This window comes from Halomarina salina (genome assembly GCF_023074835.1).
GTDB classification, from domain to species: domain Archaea; phylum Halobacteriota; class Halobacteria; order Halobacteriales; family Haloarculaceae; genus Halomarina; species Halomarina salina.
In genome coordinates this window covers 382,436-402,860 of the sequence record NZ_JALLGW010000002.1, presented here as the reverse complement: position 1 = coordinate 402,860, position 20,425 = coordinate 382,436, and the positions used below count along the sequence as shown (strand labels likewise).

Here is a 20,425-nt window from a genome sequence, read left to right as displayed (position 1 = left end):
ATATTCTGCTGATGCGGATGAGTTTCTGGAAAGGGATGTAAAGTTGGACGTTCACAAACCCGACTACTACCTCGACCCTCGTTCGGTTTGATATACACGCGGCACAGGTCTATCGATAGACTCAGAGCGTGAGTCTTGCACCGAGCGGATGACTTTACAAGCCAGGTACACATCTAATATGTCTGCGTCTCCTTAGTGAATTGAAGGCCACGGGACAGCACTAAACGGGCTGTCAGAGGCACACGTCGGCTGTCACGTGGCTGGACCCGCTCACCCGGAGCGTGCCGGGAACCGCTTCCACCTTCGTTCTCGTCCCCATCCTCTTGCGAGCGGTGTGAGCGAGTCCACAATCGACTGACAGCGCAGGGATAATAAAAACTCGTGTAAGTTTCCAGTAATAGAAACGTCTGACAAATGTGTCGTTATTGATATCTCGTAGGCGCTCTCCCTCTGGCACCCTCGGTGTCGAGAGCAAGGGCCACGCGACAGCAGGTCGAGGTCGTCAGAGGCACACGGTCGCTGCCGCGTGGCCGGACTCACTCACCCGGAGCGTCCCGGGAACCGCTTCCACCGTCACTGTCGTCCCCATGCAGTTAGCAGCGGTGTGAGTAAGTCCACTATCCACTGGCGGATGGCTGCCATAAAGTATGTTGCTTGCCGTTGCTATCTGATACAAACGTCAGACACTCTGCCCATTCCGGATTCATTGTCGAACTGTCGGCTGAACGACTCGCGGCACGCGTCCCCCCTCGGGTCGTTCGACACACTCAGAGGGTGCCGCTTTTACTCGCACGTTGCTGCTCAGTACCTAGTCATCGTGTGGCGTCGATTCCTGCTCTGCTAGGAGGAATGCATTCGTCGTCAAGGCGACAATCGCTCGACGAAGTCGTTCGGTGACCGCTTGGTCGGATACACCCAACTGGGAGGCGAGTTCGACGAGGCTGATTTCCCGAGGAATGGCATAGTACCCTTGGTCAACGGCGCGAAGTAGCGTCTCTCGTTGGGTGGGTGTTAACCCGAGATCAGGAGGAACCTCCTGATTCGCAGCGCTTGATATTCTATCGAGGTGTACTGTCTGTTGGTACTTCTGAAGGAGGGTGAAGTCGAGGCCGAACTCTTCGCATATGTCTCGGAGTCGTGACAAGCCACCACTATCCGGAAACGCCACCCGATACTCCCACCCTGTGGCGGTGCCAATCACACTCTGAAGGTCGCCCCCAGATGTTGTGAGCGCCGAATAGAGGCTCTTGGCCCGTCCCTCCCCGACCTGCGTTGCCCGATACAGTCGCCGGTCGCTGAACGTCGTGAGACACTCGACGTCGGTCACCGTTGGGTCGTCGCTCATCGCGGTTTCAAATGCCGCGAAGTCGTCTGATTCGACCCAGAAGGTGAGTGTTCGCTCTCCAGAGTATTCGGTCTCCACTTGTTCGATGATGATTCGCGTGGAGGGGACATCTTGAAGCGCCTGACGTAGTGTCGGTTGTGTCACTGACGCGGTGACTATCAGCCGCATAATCTACCCATAGCTCGTAGAACGACGATATGGTCGGTCGTAAAAGGCTGACATTACTATGGAAGTTGTTCACGAAATTGACACTTTCTATCTAGTAACGTCTAATCCCGGTGACACACTCGCGGCACGAGTCTTTCGGCTGAGTCAGTGCGGTTCTGAACGAACTACCGTCGCGGCTTACCGCGGGTCCAGCGTCAGCATCCGGTCGCCGGTCGGCTTCGAGTGTCCCACGCCGACACCGACGGTCATCCCGACGGACACGCTGTCGATGGGGGCGTCGACGATACCGGTCAGTCGGACCTCGCCGAAGTCGACGACGGCGGTGACGTACGGCGCGTCGTCCGCGAACTGCGGCGTGGCGACGCGGACGACGGTGAACGTCTCTACGGTGCCCGATTCGGGGAGTGGCTTCTGGTCGAGGTCCTGCGACCCGCAGTGGGGGCAGACCCGCCGCGGCGGCAGCGACCCGTGGCCGTTCGGACACGAGAGGTAGTAGCCCGACCCGTCCTCGATGGCGTCGAGCAGGTCGTCGTAACCGTCCTCGCGCGGGGCCTCGGCCTCCTCACCGCTCATCGGTCGCTCACCTCCAGGACGTGGACCGTCGCGCTGGCGACGGTGCCGCCCGCGTTGTGCGCCAGTCCGACGCGCGGGTCGTCGAGGTCCGGCGAGCGCGGGTGTCTCCCTTCGAGGAGCTTCGTCAGCGAGGCGATCTGTGCGACGCCCGTCGCGCCGACGGGGTGACCCTTCGCCTTCAGGCCGCCCGAGACGTTCACCGGGAGAGGACCGTCGCGGGTCGTCTCGCCGTCGCGGGCGGCATCGATGCCCTCCCCGTACTCGTAGAACCCGAGCGCCTCGATGGCGAGCACCTCGGCGATGGTGAAGCAGTCGTGCACCTCCGCGAGTTCGACGTCGTCCGGACCGATTCCGGCGTCGTCGTAGGCCATCTCGGCCGCGCTCTCCGTCGCGGGCGAGCGAGCGAGCCACTCGCGGTCGTGGAGCGCGAGTTTGTCCCCGCCCTGCCCGCTGCCGGTGATGGAGACTGGCGCGTCGAGACCCTCGCGTTCGGCGTACTCGTCGCTGACGAGGACGGCCGCGCTCGCGCCATCGGAGATGGGACAGGAGTCGAACAGGCCGAGTGGGTCGGCGATACGCGGCGCGTCGAGCGCCTGTTCGACGGTGATGGCGTTGCGGTACTGGGCGTACTCGTTGGGCAAGGCGTTGTCGTGGTTCTTCACCGCGATATGTGCGAGGTCCTCGACGCCGCCGCCGTACTCGTCGAAGTACGCCTGCGCCATCAGGGCGTACGCGGCGGGGAAGGTCATCCCGGCCCGAATCTCGTAGAGGTCGTCCGCGGCGATGGAGAGGCCGTCGGTCGCCCCGGCGGTCCCCATGTTGGTCATGCGCTCCATCCCGCCGACGAGGACGACGTCGGCCTCGCCGTTGCGGACGGTCTTGACCGCCTCGCGGACGGCGACGCCCGAGGAGGCACAGGCCGTCTCGAAGCGCGTCGCGGGCGCGTTCACGCCCACGGCCTCGGCCATCAGCGGTCCCTGATGGCCCTGGTGTTCCGCCAGTTCCCCCATGAAGTTCCCGAAGAACAGGTGCTCGACGGTCGGCGGTGCGACGCCCGCGTCGTCGAGTGCGGCCAGGCCGGCCTCGGCGAAGAGGTCTCGGCCCGTGCGGTCGGGCGTCCGCCCGAACGGCGTCAGTCCGACGCCCGCGATACGTACCTCTGACATGTGTCCACGTAGTCGGTTGCGAGGTATATGTCTGCCGTGAGTGCCCGCGAGCGCGCACGACCGGCCGGTTTACGATGTTCTGCAGGAAACTGCAAAGTGTTAACAGACGACGTAGATGAACCGGTCGTGCGGGTACCGTCCGGAGCCGGACAGTTCTCCAGACGGTTCTCTCGCCTCCCGCGCGCGAACAACCACCTCGGCGTCGCCTGCTGGTCGCTCACCGGACTGTTCCTGCTGGTCCGGACGGGCGTGACTCGTCCGGGGCGAGCGACCGGTCAGACTCGCCCTACATCCCCATGTCGGCCGCCGCGTCGGGAACCGGCAGGTCGTCCACCGCGACGCCGAGCAGTTCCGCGGCGTGGTCGAGCGCCATGTCGAACCCGTAGTACCGCTCCAGTTCGTCGCCGTCCGGCGTCGGGCGCACTTTCAGCATAGCGTACCCCTCGACGTTCTGGGCGACGGCGGCGGTGCGACCCTCGAACTCGAACGACAGCACCCGCTCGCCGTCGGTCTCGCGGTAGCGAGCGGTGATGCCGTCGGACTCGGCGGTGTCGGCGTGGTCGGTCGTGTCGGATTCGTCGGACGCGTCGGCGTCGGTCATACCACCGGTTCGGGCGCCGTCCCGTCGTCTCTGTCGGTTCCGGCTCGCGGCCGACGGGAGTCGGGGCCGCGATGGACCTCGAACCACAACGGCCGAGTCCCCCGCGACACACCTCCGGGCATGCGCTGGCTGGAATCCGGCACCCGGCGGGACATGTGCGCGGCCCTCCTCGCTCTCGGCGAGGCGCGTGGTCCCGAACTGAAGCGACGGCTCGAACGCCACTACGACAGTCGCCTCGACTCGAAGCGGTTCTACGACCGGCTCTCGGCGCTCGAATCGTCGGGGCACGTCGAGCGCCGGGTCGACGGACTGGAGGACGTCTACTCGCTGAGCGAGGCTGGAAAGCGGGGGGTCCGAGAGCAACGGGCGTGGCTCGCCGAGTGCGTCGAGTCGAGCGACTCGGGCGACGAAAAACGGGAGTGAGGGGGGAACGAGCGGTCAGTCAGCGGTGGGGTCTGCGCCCTCGGTGAGGGCCGCCATCGCCTCCTCGTCCATCTCGTGAGGTTCGACGAGGTCGAACACGTTCCCGTAGCGGTCCGTGAACTGCGCCTCGACGCCCCACGGGTTGTCCTCGGGTTCGCCACCGAACTCGACGCCCGCCTCGGTCAGTCGCTCGTACTCCGCCCGGCAGTCGTCGGTGCCGAGAACGAACGCCACGTAGCCGGGGACCTGCGCGCCGACGCGCTCGCGCTGTTCGTCCGTCTCCGGTTCCATCAACGAGAACTGCGGGAGCTCCTGTTCGCCGGGCGAGACGGTCAGCCAGCGGCCCATCTCGCCCATATCGACATCGTCGCGCTTGACGAAGCCCAGTACGTCGGTGTAGTACGCGAGCGCCTCGTCGAGGTCCTCGACGAGCAGCGTCACGTGCGAAAGTTCGCCGATCATGGTGCAGTTTTCTGTTGATTGTTCGAGGACATGAATATGCGCCGAGAGGAGAGCGAAACTGAACGTGAACGGGAGTCCGGTGTCCGCCTCGGCGAATCCCGCCCGCGGATGGCCTCACCCCTCGGGTTCGACGACGTTGTAGACGTTCCCCCAGGGGTCCTCGAACGTGGCGTCGATACCCCACGGCACCTCGCGAATCTCGCCGTGGAACTCGACGCTGGCCTCCTGCAGGCGTTCGTAATCCGCGTAGAGGTCGCTCGATTCGAGGACGAGGAACACGTGGTCGGCGGCCTGCGAGCCGATACGCTCCCGTTTCCCGTCGCTGTCGGCCTCCACGAGGGTCAGTTCCGGTACCGACGCACCCGGCGGCGCGACGGTTACCCAGCGGCCCTCGTCGCCCATCGGACTGTCTACCCGGACCTCGAAACCCAGTACGTCGGCGTAGAAGGCAATCGCCTCGTCCTGGTCGTCGACGAACACGGTCACGTGGGTCACGTCGGTGAACATCGCTGACCGAACCTGCGGACGACCACGACTTGAACCTCCGCGAGAGGGCCAGTGAAAGTGAAAGAGAGCGAGTGCGCGGTGGAGCGCTCAGTTCAGCAACTGCGCGGCGATGGTGTTGCGGAGGACCTCGCTGGTCCCCTCGTATATCTCGTTGAGTTTCGCGTCGCGGTAGAACCGCTCGGCGGGGAAGTCCTTGGTGTAGCCGTACCCGCCGTGGATCTGGATCCCCTCGTTCGCCACCTCGCGGGACACTTCCGAGGCGTACAGTTTCGCCTGCGCGGCCTCCTTCACGAAGTCCTCGCCGCGTATCTTCTTGTCCGCGGCCTGGTGCATCAGGAGGCGGGCCGCGCTGGTCTTCGTGTCCATGTCCGCGAGTTTGTGCTGGATGCTCTGGAACTCGCTGATGGGCTGGTCGAACTGCTCGCGCTGCTGGGAGTACGCCAGCGCCTCGTCGAGGGCGGCCTGCGCGATGCCGACGCCGCGGGCGGCGATGGTGATACGCCCGCCGTTGAGCGTCTTCAGCGCGTGGACGAACCCGCGCCCCTCCTCGCCGAGTCGCCGGTCGGCGGGGATGCGCAGGTCGTCGAACCGGAGTTCCGCGGTCGGACAGCCCTTGTCGCCGAGTTTGTCCTCCGTCCCCTCGACGATGAAGCCGTCGTCCTCCTCGGGTCGCACGACGAACGAGGAGATGCCCTTGTTCCCGGCCTCTGGGTCGGTCTTCGCGAACAGCGTCACCGTGTCGGCGGCCGAGCCGTTCGATATCCACAGTTTGCCGCCGTTGACGACGTACTCGTCGCCCTCTCGTTCCGCCGTGGTGCCCATCGCGGGCACGTCGCTCCCGGCCTGTGCCTCCGAGAGCGCGAACGCGCCGATGTCCGTTCCTTCCGCCAGCGGTGTGAGGTACTCCTGTTTCTGCTCCTCGTCGCCGAACTCGTAGAGCATGTTGCCCGCCAGCGAGGTGTGAGCGGCGACGATGGTGCCGACGCCGCCCGACCCGCGGGATATCTCGGCGAGACCGAGCGCGTAGGAGTGGTAGTCGAGACCCGCGCCGCCGTACTCCTCGGGGAACGGCATCCCCATCAGGCCCAGGTCGCCCATCTCGCCGACGAGGTCGTGGGGGAACTCGTCGTCGTGGTCGATGTCCGCCGCGCGAGGGACGATCTCCTCGTCGACGAACTCCGTGACCATCTCCTCGATCTGCTTCTGCTCGGGCGAGAAGCTGAAGTCCATACCTCGCGTCCGGCCCATCCGGACTTCATTGTTGGCATCACTGCCGCTGGCGGGTGGTTGTAGCGGGCGCTCAGTCGAGCGACTTCCGGTAGACGAGGAGGTCGACGCCCCACTCGGGGAGCGGTCTCCTGTCGGTCAGTTCGTACCCGCTCGACTCGACCGCTCGGTTGCGCTCCGCGAGACGCTCGTTCGTGTCGAGGACGACGCTGTCGAAGCCACGGCCACGGGCCAGACTTTCGAGTTCCGCGAGGAGGTCGGCGACGACCTCGGTCTCCCGCCACTCCGGCAGGACGCGGACGCGCACCAGTCGCACGGTGTCGTCGGTCTCGGGGAGGAGCCCGCCCGTCGCGACGATGCCGTCGTCCGCTTCGACGACGAGGAAGTCGCCCGTCGGCAGGTACACCCGTTCGACGTCGTGGAGGTCCTCCACCCAGTCGGTCGAGAACACCGGCAACACCCCCGAGAGGTCCCGAACGTGGACGTCCCACACCTCGGCCGCGTCCGTCGGTCGGTAGCGCCTGACGGTCGGGTGAGACACGAGTTCGGATACGAGTCCCGACCTGTAACACGTTTGCGCTGCCCTGGAGACGCGGGCGACGGCTCAGAGCGACTTCTCGAAGTAGAGGACGTCACCGCCCCACTCCGGCCGATGGCTCCTGTCGACCTGCTCGTACCCCAGCGCGTCGACGAGTCGGTTCACGGTGTCGAAGTGCTCGCTCGTGTGGACGACCACCCGCTCGTAGCCGTGGAGGCGCGCCCGCCGTTCGAGTTCCGCGAGCAGTTCCCGGCCGACATCGCTCCCCTTCCAGGCGGGGAGCACCCGAACGCGTCGCAGCCAGGCCGTGTCGTCGGTCTCGGGGATGAACCCGCCCGTCGCGACGACGTCGCCGTCGTCCTCGGCGACCAGGAACGTTCCCCGACGGAGGTAGGTCCGCTCGACGTCGTGCAGGTCGGTCGCCCACGACGGCGAGAAGAACGGCATGGAGTCCTGCAGGTCCTGCACGTGCACCTCCCACACCGCTGCGGCGTCCGTCGGCCTGAACCCCCTCACCCTCCACGTCATCGACTGCGTTGTGAAGGGTAGGTCATAACACTGTTGCGCCAGCTAACCGACACGGCCCGAATCGGAGCGACGCCCGATGAACACCCGGTCGAACGGTACGTCCGGGTGAGGCTCCCGACGCTCCCTGTCGACCGGACCTCGCCGACTGCGACGATACGGTCGACGGGCGGCTCGTACCGTCGGCGGTCGAGTGAGGACATCGTGACTGCTCGTCGTCGTCCGCCCGCGGAGAAAGTCGTTCGGGGCTACGCCACCGGCTTCGAGGTCTTTGGGCGACCGTCGTCGCTACTCGTAGTCGTAGAAGCCGCGACCGGTCTTCTTCCCCAGGTCGCCTGCGTCGACCTTCCGCTTGAGCAGGTACGCGGGCTGGTAGCGGTCGCCCAGTTCCTCGTGGAGCGTCTCGGTCGCGTCCAGACAGATGTCGAGGCCGATGTGGTCGGCGAGTTCGAGCGGTCCCATCGGGACGTTCGTGCCGAGTTTCATCCCGCGGTCGATGTCCTCCTTCGTCGCGACGCCCTCGTCGAACGCGCGGACGCCCTCGTTGATCCACGGCATGAGGATGCGGTTCGAGACGAAGCCGGGCTTGTCGTCGGACTCCCAGGTCTCCTTACCGAGGGCCTCCGCGAGGCCGTGCGCCAGCGACGTCACCTCTTCGCTCGTGTGTTCGCCGGTGACGACTTCGACGCCCTTCATCACCGGAACGGGGTTCATGAAGTGCAGGCCGACGACGAGGTCCGGGCGCTCGGTGACGCTGGCGATGGTCGTGATGGAGAGCGTCGAGGTGTTCGTGGCGAGGACGACGTCCTCGGGCACCGCCTCGTCGAGGTCCGCGAAGATGTCCTGTTTGATGTCCATGTTCTCGACGGCCGCCTCGACGACGAAGTCGCAGTCCGCGAGGTCCGACAGTTCGGTCGTCCCCGTCAGTCGCTCGCGTGCGGCGTCGGCCTCCTCGCGCGTCAGCGTCTCCGAGTTCACCAGTCGGTCCAGCGAGTCCTCGATGTTCTCGAACCCGCGGTCGAGGAACTCCTGCTCGATGTCTCGAACGACCACGTCGTAGCCCTGCTGGGCGCACACCTGCGCGATGCCGCCGCCCATAGTGCCCGCGCCGACGACGCCGATACGGTCGATGGAGTCGAATCCACGCATACTCGTCGCTCTCCGTGCGGTGGGTAAAGCGTGCCGCTCCGTCGCGAGTACGCCTTTTTCATCGGCGCGGCGCGACCGACGAGACATGGAGACGCCGCTGTACGAATCACTGGACGGTCAGGTCGCACTCGTCACCGGGGCGACGAGGGGCATCGGAGCGGCGGTGGCCGCTGGACTCGTCGACCTGGGGGCGACCGTCTACGCCGGTGCCCGGAACGCGGACGACGTGACGGCAGTCGACCAGAGGCCGATACGACTCGACGTCACCGAGGACGCGACCGTCGAGGCTGCCGTCGACCGAGTCGACGACGAAGCGGGGCGACTCGACGTCCTCGTCAACAACGCCGGCGTCGCCCCGCCGAACGTTCCGCTCCACGAGACCACCACCGCCGACATCGACGCGACGCTCTCGGTGAACCTGCGCGGGCCGATGGTCGTCACGAGGGCGGCACTCCCCCTCCTGCTCGACGGCGTCGGCGGCCGAGTGGTCAACGTGTCGAGCGGCGACGGCGCGTTCGAGGACCCACAGGAGGGGTACCACGGCGTCGCCGGCCCCGGCTACCCGTCCTATCGGGTGTCGAAGGCGGGACTCAACGGGTTCACGCGCTACCTCGACGGCGAGTACGCGTCCGACGGACTCGTCGCGAACGCGGTCTGTCCGGGGGCGGTTCGGACGGACATGGGGAGCGACGACGCGCCGCGAACACCTGCCGAGGGAGCAGCGACGCCGCTCTGGTTGGCGAGGTTCACACCGGAGGGTCCGAGCGGGTCGTTCTGGCGTGACAGGGAACGGATTCCGTGGTAGTGGGTCAGAGCGTGAGAGACAGTGTGGCTCCCTCAGTGGAGCGACCGACCGCTGGGCGTCTCAGACCAGCGCCGACAGTTCGCCGAGCGACTCGATTCGGTGGGTCGGTTCGCAGTCGGGCGCGTCGTCGTCGCGGACGACGAGCGCCGAGTCGACGCCCGCGTTCGCGGCCGCCTCGACGTCGACCGCGGAGTCGCCGACGTAGAGTGCGTCGCGCGTGCCCAGGTCGTCGAGGGCCTCGTCGAGGTAGTGCGGGTCGGGTTTCATCCGGTGCAGGCCCTCGGGCGTGTACGGGTTGCCGTAGACGGCGTCGAAGCGCTCCTCGATGCCGAAGAAGCGGAGGATGAACCGAATGGTCTCGTGCTGGTTGTCGCTGACGAGGCCGAGCGGCGCGTCGAGGTTCCAGAGCGTGCTGGTGTCGTCGTACAGCGTCCGCAGACCGTCGCGGAGTTCGCGTTTCTGCTCGCGGACGGCGGCGGCGGCCGCCTCGTAGCAGAACGTGCTGGCGTCGATGCGGTGCTCCTGACAGAGCGAGCGGATGGCCTCGACGTTCCCGGCGACGAGCGCCCGGACCTGCTCGCCCGACGGCGCGGAGAGGTCGAAGCGCTGGAACGTCCGCTCGGCCGCCCGCCACATCGTCTCGCGGTTGGGGAGCTCCGTGAGCACCCCGTCGTTGTCGAGGACGACGGCGGCGTAGGTCACACGCGCACCTCGTCGTCGTTCCAAATCATGGACGGTCGGATGGGTTTCCCACATATGAATCTGTCCGAAATACCCTGAGCCTGTCAATACGTATCACGTGTCACGGCGCTGTCGGACCGGCGACGCGTTGCACCAACAGTAAAATACGCCGTCGGTGAACACCCACCCGTATGCTACCCATCGACGACTCGCCGCTCTGTCGGGACGGGAAGGCGCTCATCCTCGCGTACGACCACGGCCTCGAACACGGGCCGGTCGACTTCGGGGACCTCCCGGAGAGCGCGGACCCCGAACGCACGTTCGAGGCGGCGACCCACCCCGCCGTCACGTCCGTCGCCGTCCAGAAGGGCATCGCGGAGGCGTACTACCCGTCGTACGAGGACGACGTGAACCTCCTGTTGAAGCTCAACGGCACGTCGAACCTCTGGATGGGCGAACCCGATTCGGCAGTCAACTGCACGGTCGACTACGCCGCCGAACTCGGCGCGTCGTCGGTCGGCTTCACCGTCTACGGCGGGTCGAACAACGAGATCGAGATGGTCGAGGAGTTCCGCGACGCCCAGGAGGCCGCCCGCGACCACGACATGCCCGTCGTCATGTGGTCGTACCCGCGCGGTCAGGGCCTGAAGAACGATACGAGCGACACGACCATCGCGTACGCGGCCCGTCTCGCCCTCGAACTCGGTGCGGACATTGCCAAGGTGAAGTACCCTGGCAGCAAGGCGGGGATGGAGCAGGCGGTGCAGATGGCCGGTCCCACCAAGGTCGTCATGTCCGGCGGGTCGAAGACCAGCGACCGCGAGTTCCTCCAGTCGGTGAAAGCCGTGATGGACGCTGGCGGGAAGGGTCTCGCCGTCGGCCGGAACGTCTGGCAGCGCGAGGACCCGGAGGCGCTGCTCGACTCGCTGGAGAAGGTCATCTTCGAGGAGGCCTCTGTCGACGCGGCCCTCGAATGAGCACCGACCACGACCACGCGACGGCCGGTCACCCGGTCGTCGACGCGGTGTTCACCGAGGTGGCACGCATCGCCCCCGAGGTCCGCGAGAGCCTCCTCGGCCGCCGGACATACGAAGAGGGAGAGAACCCCTCGGGCGAGCAACAGCTGGAGGCGGACGTCTACGCCGACGAACTGTTCGAGGAGGCGCTGCTCGCACTCGACGGCGTCGGGAGCTACGCCAGCGAGGAGCGGGAGGGACTCGTCGAAGCGGACGACACCTCCGACGACGACTACCACTGCGCGCTCGACCCGCTCGACGGGTCGTCGAACGTCAAGCCGAACAACGTGATGGGGACCATCGTCGCCGTCTACGACGAACCGCTCCCCGCTGGCGGCGACGCGCTCGTCGCCGCCGGGTTCGTGCTGTACGGCCCGCTGACGACGATGGTCGCCACCTGCGACGGGCAGGTGTCGGAGTACACCGTCGTCGACGGTGAACGCCGGGTCAGTGACACTGACCTGTCGCTCCCGGACGACCCCGTCGTCTACGGGTTCGGCGGGCGCGTCCCCGAGTGGACCGACGACTTCGCGGGCTACGTCGGCCTCGTCGAGGACGAACTGAAACTCCGCTACGGCGGCGCGATGATCGGCGACGTGAGCCAAGTGCTCACCTACGGTGGTATCTTCGGCTACCCGATGCTCCGCCACCACCAGCAGGGGAAGCTTCGACTCCTCTTCGAGGGCCTCCCCGTCGCGGCCATCATCGAGGCGGCTGGCGGGCGCTCCAGCGACGGCGAGCGGTCACTGCTGGAGAAGACGCCCGCCGAACTCCACGAGCGGACGCCCGTCTTCGTCGGCAACGAGGAGTACGTCGAGCGACTGGAACTCGCGCTGGAGTAGTCGGCCGCTTCCCACAAGACAACGATTTTCACGTCGGTCCGCGCACCCAGAATCATGAAGGTGCGCATCGCCAGGGAGGCGAGCGAGGAGGAGGCCCGGGCCATCGCGGCCGCACTCGCGCGACACGCCGTCGAGGAGGTCGAGGTGTACGTCGGCGACGCCGACGAACCGGCCGTCGTCCACGACGCCCAGCACGTCGGCGACGCCGTCCCGAACGACGACATCGGGCCGACCGAGCGCGAGATCGCGCTGCTCGAAGAGATAGCCGCCATCGAGCAGGGCGGTCACGAGAAGTACAAGCAGCGCCTCGCAGACCAGGGCAAACTGTTCGTCCGCGACCGGATGGACCTCTGGTTCGGGGACGACGGACTCCTCTTCGAGGACGGCAAGTTCGCGGAGTTCGACGCCGAGGACCGCCTGCCCGCGGACGGGATGATCACGGGTGCGGCGGAGTTCGAGGGCCGAGACGTCCACTTCATGGCCAACGACTTCACCGTCAAGGCGGGGTCGATGGCCGCGAAGGGCGTCGAGAAGTTCCTCCGGATGCAACAGCGCGCGCTGAAGACCGGGAAGCCGGTGCTCTACCTGATGGACTCCTCCGGGGGTCGCATCGACCAGCAGACCGGCTTCTTCGCCAACCGCGAGGGCATCGGGAAGTACTACTACAACCACTCGATGCTCTCCGGACGCGTCCCGCAGATATGCGTCCTCTACGGTCCGTGTATCGCTGGCGCGGCGTACACGCCAGTGTTCGCCGACTTCACCGTCATGGTCGAGGGGATGAGCGCGATGGCCATCGCCTCGCCGCGGATGGTGAAGATGGTCACGGGCGAGGACATCGACATGCAGGACCTCGGCGGCCCGCAGATTCACGCCCGTCACTCCGGCAGCGCGGACCTCGTCGCCCGCGACGAGGAGCACGCCCGCGAACTGGTCAGCCAGCTCGTCACCTACCTCCCGGACAACGCCGACCAGGACCCGCCCCAGACCGAGGGGACGGCTCCCGCCGCCGCTCCGGCGGGTATCGACCGGGTAGTCCCCGAGGAGCCGAACAAGGGCTACGACATGCACGACCTCATCGAGCGGGTCGTCGACGCGGACTCGGTGCTCGAACTCCAGCCGAACTACGGCGGCGAGATAATCACCGCGTTCGCCCGCATCGACGGCCGACCCGTCGGTATCGTCGCCAACCAGCCCGCACAGCGCGCGGGCGCTATCTTCCCCGACGCCGCCGAGAAGGCCGCCGAGTTCATCTGGAAGTGCGACGCGTTCTCCATCCCGCTGCTCTACCTCTGTGACACGCCCGGCTTCATGGCCGGGTCGGACGTCGAGAAGGAGGGCATCCTGGAACAGGGCAAGAAGATGATCTACGCCACCTCCTCGGCGACGGTCCCCAAACAGTCCGTCGTCGTCCGGAAGGCGTACGGCGCGGGTATCTACGCGATGAGCGGCCCGGCCTACGACCCCGAGAGCGTCATCGGCCTGCCCGCTGGCGAGATCGGTATCATGGGTCCCGAGGCGGCCATCAACGCGGTGTACGCGAACAAGCTCAACGCCATCGACGACCCCGAGGAGCGCGCCGAGCGCGAGGCCGAACTCCGCGAGGAGTACCGCGAGGACATCGACATCCACCGGATGGCCAGCGAGGTCGTGGTGGACGAGATCGTCCCGCCCGCGTCGCTTCGAGAGGAACTCGCCAACCGGTTCGCGTTCTACGAGACCGTCGAGAAGGACCTCCCGAGCAAGAAACACGGGACGGTGCTGTAGCGGTCCGCTCGCTCGGCGACTCGGTGACTCGACGACCCGACGACCCGACGAACGATTCGCCTCCGCCGACGGGGCGATAGATACGCTTTTTCTGCCGTCGGACGCCCACTGGCTCGTGTCCTCACTCCGGCGTCTCGTGGGTCGGTTCTACGCCTACCGGGCGCTCTCCGCGAGCGGGTTCGTCATGCCCGTGCTCACGCTCTACCTCCTCGCACAGGACGTGAGCCTCGCGGGCGTCGGACTGGCCGGCGGGGCCTTCTTCGCGGGCACGCTCCTCGCGGAGATTCCGACGGGCTACGTCGGCGACCGCGTCGGGCGACGGAACAGCCTCCTGCTCGGGAGTCTGGTCGTCGCTACCGCTCACGCCGGGTTCGCGCTCTCGTCGTCACTGCCGGCGTTCGTCGCTAGCTGGGGACTCTGGGGCGTCGGCTCGACGTTCCGGACCGGGAGCGCCGACGCCTGGCTCTACGACTCGCTCGCGGAGGCCGACGCCACGGACGCCTTCACGCGCGTTCGCGGGCGCGGCTTCTCCGCGTATCTCGTCACCGCGGGCGTCACGGCGCTCGCCGGGGGCGTCCTCTACGAGGTGGGTCACTCGCTGCCGTTCGTCGCGGCGGCGGTGACGAGCCTCCTCTCCGGCCTCGTCGTGCTGACGCTCCCGGAGCCCGCCGTGACGGCCGAGAGCGACCGATTCACGCTCGCGGAAGCCCGCGACGCCCTCGGTACCATCGCCGGGTCGCGGTCGCTCCGCCGGTTCGTGCTGGTGGTCGCCGTCGTCCGCGCCGTCCCAGAGACCGCGGAGGTGTTCGTCCAGCCGGTCGCCACGGCCGCTGGACTCCGCCCCGCCGCGCTGGGGCCGCTCTACTGCGTCCTGATGCTGGTCGCCGCAGTCGGCTCGGCGGCCGCCGAGCGCACGGAACGACTGGGCGTCGCCCGGTGGTTCGCCGTCGGACCGCTGTTTCTCGCCGCGACGTTCGCGCTGGGGGCGGTCGTCCCGGCCGTCGCGCTCCCCGCGTTCGCCGTCTCGCGCGGCGTGGACGCGCTCACCTCGACGCTCGCCAGCTCGGAACTCAACGACCGCATCGTCTCGCGCGGCCGGGCGACGACGCTGAGCGCCGCGTCGCTGGTGTACTCGCTCGCGTTCATGACCGCGCGCTTCCTCGGCGGGAGCCTCGCCGACCGCACGACGCCGCTGGTCGCACTCACGCTGTTCGGGTTCGGGGCAGTCGCCGTCGTCGCCGTGGTGGGTGCGCTCGGCGACCCGTTTCGGACGGAGTCGGCCGAGACCGCGAGAGCCGATTGAACCCTACCTGCGTCGTCCACTCACTCGCGCAGCGCCTCGACGACCACCGCCCACGCCAGTCCCGCCAGCCCGACGTCTCGCGCCACCACGTCGCCGAACCGTCCCGACAGCACCCAGACGACGAGGAGGTACCCCACCGTCGCGGTCAGCGACACCGCCGCGACGAGGCTGGCGAACGCGGTGTAGCGGTCGGCGAGCAGCGCGAGTCCGAACCCGACTTCCAGCACCCCGTTGACGAGCACGAAGACGACCGGCGAGACGACGAGCCAGGGAGCGAGCCAGTCGACCACGTAGACGGCCCACGCCTCGGGGTCGAGCAGTTTGTGGACCCCGGCGAGGAGCACCATCGCGCCGAGTGCGAGGCGGGCGAGCGTCGCCGGGTCCGGCGACCGGCCCGCGAGTCGCCGTCCTCGTCGGTCGAGGTCGTGGAACGTACCCATCGCTCCCGATAAGGGTGCCGTACTGAAAGGTTCGTCCGCTGATAACGGTCGTTCGAGTGCTGGAGCGACCTGTCGACGCCACTCGCGTGTCACTCGTGCACGGTCACCAGAACTGCCGGTTATCCTCTCGCTTGCGGACACTCCTCGGAACAGTACGGTCTGTGTTCTCCTCGTAAGGCGCTGATAACAATGCGTGTCGGTGATGTCCGTCAGTGCAAGCCCGTCCGGGCATCTCGACCCATGTCACTTCAGACAGAGACCCCACCGACCACGCAGTCAGGGACGCTCCAGTTCGCCGCGCGACACGAGCGCGGACTCTGGGCGTTCGCCATCGCCGCACTCGTCGCCGACATCCTGCTCACCGCGTACGGCCTCGAACAGGGAGCGGTGGAACTCAACCCCGTCGCCCGGTGGGTCATCGCGGAGTACTACATCGTCGGCATGGTGGCGCTGAAACTCGTCGGCGTCGGCGTCGCCCTCGTCGGTCGACGCCTCGTCCCGGACGACTTCGGGGCGCTGGTCCCCGTCGCACTCGGGATGCCGTGGGCGCTCGCGGCCGGTCTCAACGTCCTGACCATCGCCTCGCTCTAGAACCCCCACCGTTTTACTCGTCGGGTGTCCTCGCGAGCGCTTCGCGCTCGCTGCGGGCACCACTCCTCGCAAAACCCTCTCCCAGCGAGTGAAGCTCCTGGGAGCCTGTGAGACGCGAAGCGTCTCACAATGGGACGAAAAAGGGCCGCTCGGCGCTTGCGCGCCTCACGGTGAACCGCGCTCGCTCCGCTCGCGCGGACGCTGGTGCTCGATTCGAACGCTCCCTCGGCTGCTACTCTTCGACGTTCTCCTTCTTGAGCGACAGCGCGGTCCGGTCGAACTCGCAGACGAGCAGTTCGTCGCCGTCGTCGTCCTCGCGATTGACCGCGAACGCCTCGACGTGCATCGTGACGACGCCGCGGTCGCCGTCGCTGGTCTCGCGCTTGTCGGTGACGGTGGACTGCGCGCGGATGGTGTCGCCGTGGAACACGGGATTCGGGTGGGAGACGTCGTCGTACGAGAGGTTGGCGACGATGGTGCCGTCGGTGGTCTCGGGGATGGAGACGCCGACGGCGAGGCTCATCGTGTAGAGCCCGTTGACGAGACGCTCGCCGAACTGCGTCTCCCCCGCGAACTGCTCGTCGAGGTGGAGCGGCTGCTGGTTCATCGTCATGTCGCAGAAGCGCTGGTTGTCGCTCTCGCTGACGGTGCGCCGTCGCTCGTGCTCGATGGTCTCGCCGACCTCGAACTCCTCGTAGTACAGCCCGGTCATGGGCGAGTCGTCGGTGGGTGGCGTGAAAAGTCCGCGCGTCCAGCGACGACCGGCCCGACCCCCGTGCCGGCTCAGCGTTCGAGACGACGCGCTCGCTCCGACTGGAGGTAACTATAACCAGCCCCCGCGAAAAGCGTCGTCTCGATGACGGCACGATTCACCGACGAGGACGAGGGCAAGCGTGTCGTCGACGACCAGGACAACGTCGTGGGCCGGGTCGTCGAGGTGGCTGGCGGGACCGCACACGTCGACCCCGACCCGGGGATGACGGACACGGTCCGGTCGAAACTCGGCCTGGGGGACGCCGACGGCGACACGTTCGCCATCGACGAGTCGTCGGTCGAGGCCATCACCGACGACGAGATACGCATCAGTCGCACCGTCTGAGTGCCGTGTTCGGGAGACGTCCGTGGAACGAGCGCCGGTCACCGAGCGCTACCGAGTCGCCTGACCAGCGCGTCGAGGTGACCCCACCCGACGACGGCGACGACCGTCTCGGCGTCGAGTGCGTCGAGTCGCTCCGCCATCCGTCGCTCGCGGGCGTCGGTCGTAATCTCGACGGCGGGCGGCCGTTCGGTTACCCCGCGGAACAGGCAACACCGGGAGACGTGCTCCGATTCGTGGTCTGCCTGCTCGTCGGGAGACGCGTCCTCACAGCCGTACGTCGTCGGGTCGTCGACCGTCGAGCGGTCGCGGAGTCCGGCCGCCGCGAGTCGGTGGTGAGCGATGCGCCGCGCGATGCCGACCGTCCGCTTCGCGAGACTCCACGCGGTTCTGCGGTCGTGACGCTCCCGAACGACCGTCGCGGCCATCGACCGGACGAACCGGGCGTCGAGCGGGTCGATACCGACCACGCGTGCGTCGGGGGCGGCGTCGACGGCCGCGCTCATCTCGCCGCCACGTCGCGAGTCGCCGTCACGCTCGGCGAACTGACGGTACAGCGGCAGCGACCCGTCGGGGAGTTCGAGTGCGAGGGCATCGGGCGTCGTCGCCGCGACGACGCGACGGACCCGAGCGACGCTGGCGGGGTGGTCGTGGACGACACCGACGAGGTGGAGGGTCGTCCCGCCCTCGCGGTCGATACGCCGGCAGAACGGCTCGTCGAGACGGGAATCGGCGTCTCGCTGGTCCGCTCCGTCGGCCGGGGACGCCCGCTGCTCTGCGTCGCCGGTCGGTACGGGCGGCGCTATCTCGGTCGACGGCGCAGGAGACGGGGCGAGCGGCGATGTCCGGTCGGTCGGGTCGCGGCGCTGTGACATGGGACTGTCCTCGTCTCGTGGTACGGCGACCCACACCTGCCTCCGTGGGCTACGATGGTGGCGCGACCGCGCGAGCGCGGCAACACATATAGGGGTTTGAAGCCGTCGACCGTCGAGGGGTTCGACATGGCTCGACGGAGCGTGCTGTTCTCACCCGGCGACAGACCGGAACTGATGCGGAAAGCCCCCGGCACGGGCGCCGACGTGGTCGTCTACGACCTCGAAGACGCCGTCGCACCGGGGAAGAAGGAGGAGGGTCGCGAGGCGGTCCACGGCGTGCTGACCGACCCCTCGTTCGACCCCGACTGCGAGGTGTGCGTCCGCGTCTCGACGGACGCGGCGAGCGCGGACCTGGCGGCAGTGCTCGACGACGAGGCGCGTCTGGACGCCGTGATGCTCCCGAAGGCGGAGTCCGCCGAGGACGTGGCGACGCTCGCGGCGATGCTGGAGGAACGCGACGCGTCGTTACCAGTGTTCGCGCTCTGCGAGACGGCCGCCGGGGTGCTCCACGCGGAGGCCATCGCCAGCGCCGACGCCACGACGGCGGTCGCCTTCGGCGCGGAGGACCTCTCGGCGGACATCGGCGCGAACCGAACCGAGGAGGGAACCGAGGTGCTGTACGCCCGCGAGCACGTCGTCCTCGCCGCCAGTGCGGCGGGCGTCGACGCCATCGACACGGTGTTCACCGACATCGACGACACCGACCGACTCGCCGAAGAGACCACCTTCGCCCGTGACCTCGGCTACGACGGGAAGATAGCCATCCACCCCGCGCAGGTCCCGGTGATAAACGAGGCGTTCACACCGAGCGAGGAGCAGGTCGCGTGGGCACGACGCGTCCTCGACGCCCGCGACGACCACGACGGCGAGGGCGTGTTCCGCGTCGACGGTGAGATGGTCGACGCCCCGCTCATCTCGCGTGCCGAGAACGTCCTCGACCGCGCGGGGGTGCGCTGAAGCGTCCGCTATCTGGCAGTAGGAACGTTCTGCACCCGAATATAAGGTCCTAGCACGGGTATTAATTCCGACATACTTAACCGCCGAGTGACCGACTCGAAAGCTATGTCTGGCGAGGCCAACCCGTTCGAGAGTCTGCAGGAACAGGTCGACGACGCGGCCGAGTTCCTCGACGTCCGGACGGATCTTCTGGAACGACTGAAGCACCCCGAGCGAATCCTCGAAACCAACCTCACCGTCGAGATGGACGACGGTGAACTACAGGTGTTCAAGGCGTTCCGTTCGCAGTTCAACGGCGACCGCGGTCCCTACAAGGGCGGCATCCGCTACCACCCCGGTGTCAGCCGCGACGAGGTGAAGGCGCTCTCGGGGTGGATGGTGTACAAGACGGCCGTCGTCGACATCCCCTACGGCGGCGGGAAGGGCGGCATCGTCGTCGACCCGCGCGACTACTCCGACGGCGAGATAGAGCGCCTCACCCGGGCGTTCGCCGACGAACTCCGGCCCCTCATCGGCGAGGACAAGGACATCCCCGCACCGGACGTCAACACCGGCCAGCGGGAGATGAACTGGATCAAGGACACGTACGAGACGCTGGAGAACACCACCGCACCGGGCGTCATCACCGGGAAGGCCCCCGACTCCGGCGGCTCCGCGGGTCGCGTCGAGGCGACGGGTCGGTCGGTGATGCTCACCGCCCGCGAGGCGTTCGACTACCTCGACAAGGACATCGAGGACGCCACCGTCGCGGTGCAGGGCTACGGGAACGCCGGCTCCATCGCCGCGCGACTCATCGAGGACGAACTCGGCGGCACCGTCGTCGCCGCCAGCGACTCCTCGGGGGCCATCTACAACGAGGACGGGTTCGCCGCCGCCGCCGCGAAGGACTACAAGGACGAGACGGGGAGCGTCACCGGGTTCTCGCAGGCCGCCGAGGAACTCACCAACGAGGAGCTGCTGACACTCGACGTCGACCTGCTCATCCCCGCGGCGCTCGAGAACGCCATCGACGCCGACCTGGCCGAGGACGTGCAGGCCGACGTCGTCGTCGAGGCGGCGAACGGCCCCATCACGCCCGACGCGGACGACATCCTCACCGAGCGTGACGTCGAGGTGCTGCCCGACATCCTCGCCAACGCGGGCGGCGTCACCGTCTCGTACTTCGAGTGGGTCCAGAACCGCCAGCGGTTCTACTGGACGGAGAAGCGCGTCAACGACGAACTCGAACGCGTCATCACCGAGGCGTTCGACGCGCTCACCGACGCCTACGAGGAGAAGGGCACGCCGAACTTCCGCACCGCCGCCTACGTCGTCGCCATCGAACGCGTCGTCCGCGCCTACCAGCAGAGCGGCACCTGGCCGTAATCT

At 67.4% G+C, this 20,425-nt stretch carries 24 protein-coding genes; 10 read left to right on the top strand and 14 right to left on the bottom strand.

The window, feature by feature from the left end; genetic code table 11:
• Nucleotides 1–808 precede the first annotated feature (808 nt).
• The 4 genes from MX571_RS17910 to MX571_RS17895 all read right to left on the bottom strand — a co-directional run bounded on the left by MX571_RS17910 (nucleotide 809) and on the right by MX571_RS17895 (nucleotide 3,853).
• Entirely contained in the window at nucleotides 809–1,513 is a 705-nt protein-coding gene (locus MX571_RS17910; protein WP_247419348.1) for a helix-turn-helix domain-containing protein, read from the bottom strand.
• A gap of 177 nt (nucleotides 1,514–1,690) precedes the next feature.
• A complete protein-coding gene (locus MX571_RS17905; RefSeq protein WP_247419346.1) occupies nucleotides 1,691–2,086 on the bottom strand; it encodes a Zn-ribbon domain-containing OB-fold protein in 396 nt (131 codons plus the stop codon).
• Nucleotides 2,083–3,252 carry a thiolase domain-containing protein gene (locus tag MX571_RS17900; protein ID WP_247419344.1) on the bottom strand — a complete coding sequence of 390 codons (1,170 nt, stop codon included), beginning with the start codon at nucleotides 3,250–3,252 and terminating at the stop codon, nucleotides 2,083–2,085. The genes MX571_RS17905 and MX571_RS17900 overlap by 4 nt, the downstream gene beginning before the upstream one ends.
• A gap of 286 nt (nucleotides 3,253–3,538) precedes the next feature.
• Nucleotides 3,539–3,853, bottom strand: a complete 315-nt coding sequence (locus tag MX571_RS17895; protein ID WP_247419341.1) for a DUF7111 family protein — start codon at nucleotides 3,851–3,853, stop codon at nucleotides 3,539–3,541.
• A 120-nt stretch (nucleotides 3,854–3,973) separates the two neighbouring features.
• Here MX571_RS17895 and MX571_RS17890 point away from each other — a divergent pair, with 120 nt between their 5' ends.
• On the top strand, nucleotides 3,974–4,276 hold the full coding sequence (locus MX571_RS17890; RefSeq protein ID WP_247419329.1) for a PadR family transcriptional regulator: 303 nt from the start codon (nucleotides 3,974–3,976) through the stop codon (nucleotides 4,274–4,276).
• A gap of 15 nt (nucleotides 4,277–4,291) precedes the next feature.
• Here the strand turns inward: MX571_RS17890 and MX571_RS17885 are convergent, their stop codons facing one another.
• The 6 genes from MX571_RS17885 to MX571_RS17860 all read right to left on the bottom strand — a co-directional run bounded on the left by MX571_RS17885 (nucleotide 4,292) and on the right by MX571_RS17860 (nucleotide 8,684).
• Nucleotides 4,292–4,738 carry a VOC family protein gene (locus tag MX571_RS17885; protein ID WP_247419326.1) on the bottom strand — a complete coding sequence of 149 codons (447 nt, stop codon included), beginning with the start codon at nucleotides 4,736–4,738 and terminating at the stop codon, nucleotides 4,292–4,294.
• Between the two features lie 114 nt (nucleotides 4,739–4,852).
• Complete coding sequence (locus MX571_RS17880) at nucleotides 4,853–5,245, bottom strand: VOC family protein (protein ID WP_247419324.1); 393 nt, start codon at nucleotides 5,243–5,245, stop codon at nucleotides 4,853–4,855.
• An 87-nt stretch (nucleotides 5,246–5,332) separates the two neighbouring features.
• Nucleotides 5,333–6,475 carry an acyl-CoA dehydrogenase gene (locus MX571_RS17875; protein WP_247419321.1) on the bottom strand — a complete coding sequence of 381 codons (1,143 nt, stop codon included), beginning with the start codon at nucleotides 6,473–6,475 and terminating at the stop codon, nucleotides 5,333–5,335.
• A 70-nt stretch (nucleotides 6,476–6,545) separates the two neighbouring features.
• Nucleotides 6,546–7,013: a GNAT family N-acetyltransferase gene (locus MX571_RS17870; RefSeq protein WP_247419319.1), complete on the bottom strand. Its 468-nt coding sequence runs from the start codon at nucleotides 7,011–7,013 to the stop codon at nucleotides 6,546–6,548.
• A gap of 63 nt (nucleotides 7,014–7,076) precedes the next feature.
• The gene (locus MX571_RS17865; RefSeq protein ID WP_247419316.1) at nucleotides 7,077–7,538 is read right to left on the bottom strand and encodes a GNAT family N-acetyltransferase; all 462 of its coding nucleotides are present in this window, start codon (nucleotides 7,536–7,538) and stop codon (nucleotides 7,077–7,079) included.
• 285 nt (nucleotides 7,539–7,823) lie between these two features.
• Nucleotides 7,824–8,684 carry a 3-hydroxyacyl-CoA dehydrogenase family protein gene (locus MX571_RS17860; protein ID WP_247419313.1) on the bottom strand — a complete coding sequence of 287 codons (861 nt, stop codon included), beginning with the start codon at nucleotides 8,682–8,684 and terminating at the stop codon, nucleotides 7,824–7,826.
• Between the two features lie 85 nt (nucleotides 8,685–8,769).
• Between MX571_RS17860 and MX571_RS17855 the strand changes: the two genes are divergently transcribed.
• A complete protein-coding gene (locus tag MX571_RS17855; protein WP_247419310.1) occupies nucleotides 8,770–9,489 on the top strand; it encodes an SDR family NAD(P)-dependent oxidoreductase in 720 nt (239 codons plus the stop codon).
• A gap of 60 nt (nucleotides 9,490–9,549) precedes the next feature.
• Here the strand turns inward: MX571_RS17855 and MX571_RS17850 are convergent, their stop codons facing one another.
• The gene (locus tag MX571_RS17850) at nucleotides 9,550–10,191 is read right to left on the bottom strand and encodes an HAD family hydrolase (RefSeq protein ID WP_247419307.1); all 642 of its coding nucleotides are present in this window, start codon (nucleotides 10,189–10,191) and stop codon (nucleotides 9,550–9,552) included.
• 170 nt (nucleotides 10,192–10,361) lie between these two features.
• On the opposite strand from MX571_RS17850, the gene MX571_RS17845 reads away from it, so the two are divergent.
• The 4 genes from MX571_RS17845 (at nucleotide 10,362) to MX571_RS17830 (ending at nucleotide 15,098) form a co-directional block, all read left to right on the top strand.
• Nucleotides 10,362–11,147 carry a class I fructose-bisphosphate aldolase gene (locus MX571_RS17845; protein WP_247419297.1) on the top strand — a complete coding sequence of 262 codons (786 nt, stop codon included), beginning with the start codon at nucleotides 10,362–10,364 and terminating at the stop codon, nucleotides 11,145–11,147.
• The gene (locus tag MX571_RS17840) at nucleotides 11,144–12,028 is read left to right on the top strand and encodes a class 1 fructose-bisphosphatase (protein WP_247419294.1); all 885 of its coding nucleotides are present in this window, start codon (nucleotides 11,144–11,146) and stop codon (nucleotides 12,026–12,028) included. The genes MX571_RS17845 and MX571_RS17840 overlap by 4 nt, the downstream gene beginning before the upstream one ends.
• A gap of 54 nt (nucleotides 12,029–12,082) precedes the next feature.
• Nucleotides 12,083–13,795 (top strand): acyl-CoA carboxylase subunit beta, encoded by a 1,713-nt coding sequence (locus tag MX571_RS17835; protein ID WP_247419278.1) that lies wholly within the window; start codon nucleotides 12,083–12,085, stop codon nucleotides 13,793–13,795.
• A 115-nt stretch (nucleotides 13,796–13,910) separates the two neighbouring features.
• Nucleotides 13,911–15,098, top strand: a complete 1,188-nt coding sequence (locus MX571_RS17830; protein ID WP_247419276.1) for an MFS transporter — start codon at nucleotides 13,911–13,913, stop codon at nucleotides 15,096–15,098.
• Between the two features lie 20 nt (nucleotides 15,099–15,118).
• Here the strand turns inward: MX571_RS17830 and MX571_RS17825 are convergent, their stop codons facing one another.
• Entirely contained in the window at nucleotides 15,119–15,538 is a 420-nt protein-coding gene (locus MX571_RS17825) for a DoxX family membrane protein (protein ID WP_247419275.1), read from the bottom strand.
• Nucleotides 15,539–15,778: 240 nt separating this feature from the next.
• On the opposite strand from MX571_RS17825, the gene MX571_RS17820 reads away from it, so the two are divergent.
• On the top strand, nucleotides 15,779–16,129 hold the full coding sequence (locus MX571_RS17820) for a DUF5658 family protein (protein ID WP_247419274.1): 351 nt from the start codon (nucleotides 15,779–15,781) through the stop codon (nucleotides 16,127–16,129).
• A gap of 232 nt (nucleotides 16,130–16,361) precedes the next feature.
• Here MX571_RS17820 and MX571_RS17815 read toward each other — a convergent pair whose 3' ends face one another.
• The gene (locus MX571_RS17815; protein WP_247419273.1) at nucleotides 16,362–16,841 is read right to left on the bottom strand and encodes a MaoC family dehydratase; all 480 of its coding nucleotides are present in this window, start codon (nucleotides 16,839–16,841) and stop codon (nucleotides 16,362–16,364) included.
• Between the two features lie 144 nt (nucleotides 16,842–16,985).
• On the opposite strand from MX571_RS17815, the gene MX571_RS17810 reads away from it, so the two are divergent.
• Nucleotides 16,986–17,228 (top strand): DUF8593 domain-containing protein, encoded by a 243-nt coding sequence (locus MX571_RS17810; RefSeq protein WP_247419271.1) that lies wholly within the window; start codon nucleotides 16,986–16,988, stop codon nucleotides 17,226–17,228.
• A 38-nt stretch (nucleotides 17,229–17,266) separates the two neighbouring features.
• On the opposite strand, the gene MX571_RS17805 is transcribed toward MX571_RS17810, so the two are convergent.
• Complete coding sequence (locus tag MX571_RS17805; RefSeq protein ID WP_247419269.1) at nucleotides 17,267–18,100, bottom strand: hypothetical protein; 834 nt, start codon at nucleotides 18,098–18,100, stop codon at nucleotides 17,267–17,269.
• A gap of 126 nt (nucleotides 18,101–18,226) precedes the next feature.
• Here MX571_RS17805 and MX571_RS17800 point away from each other — a divergent pair, with 126 nt between their 5' ends.
• Both MX571_RS17800 and MX571_RS17795 read left to right on the top strand, forming a co-directional pair.
• The gene (locus tag MX571_RS17800) at nucleotides 18,227–19,057 is read left to right on the top strand and encodes an HpcH/HpaI aldolase/citrate lyase family protein (RefSeq protein ID WP_247420226.1); all 831 of its coding nucleotides are present in this window, start codon (nucleotides 18,227–18,229) and stop codon (nucleotides 19,055–19,057) included.
• A 105-nt stretch (nucleotides 19,058–19,162) separates the two neighbouring features.
• Entirely contained in the window at nucleotides 19,163–20,422 is a 1,260-nt protein-coding gene (locus MX571_RS17795) for a Glu/Leu/Phe/Val family dehydrogenase (RefSeq protein WP_247419267.1), read from the top strand.
• The last annotated feature ends 3 nt before the right edge of the window (nucleotides 20,423–20,425 follow it).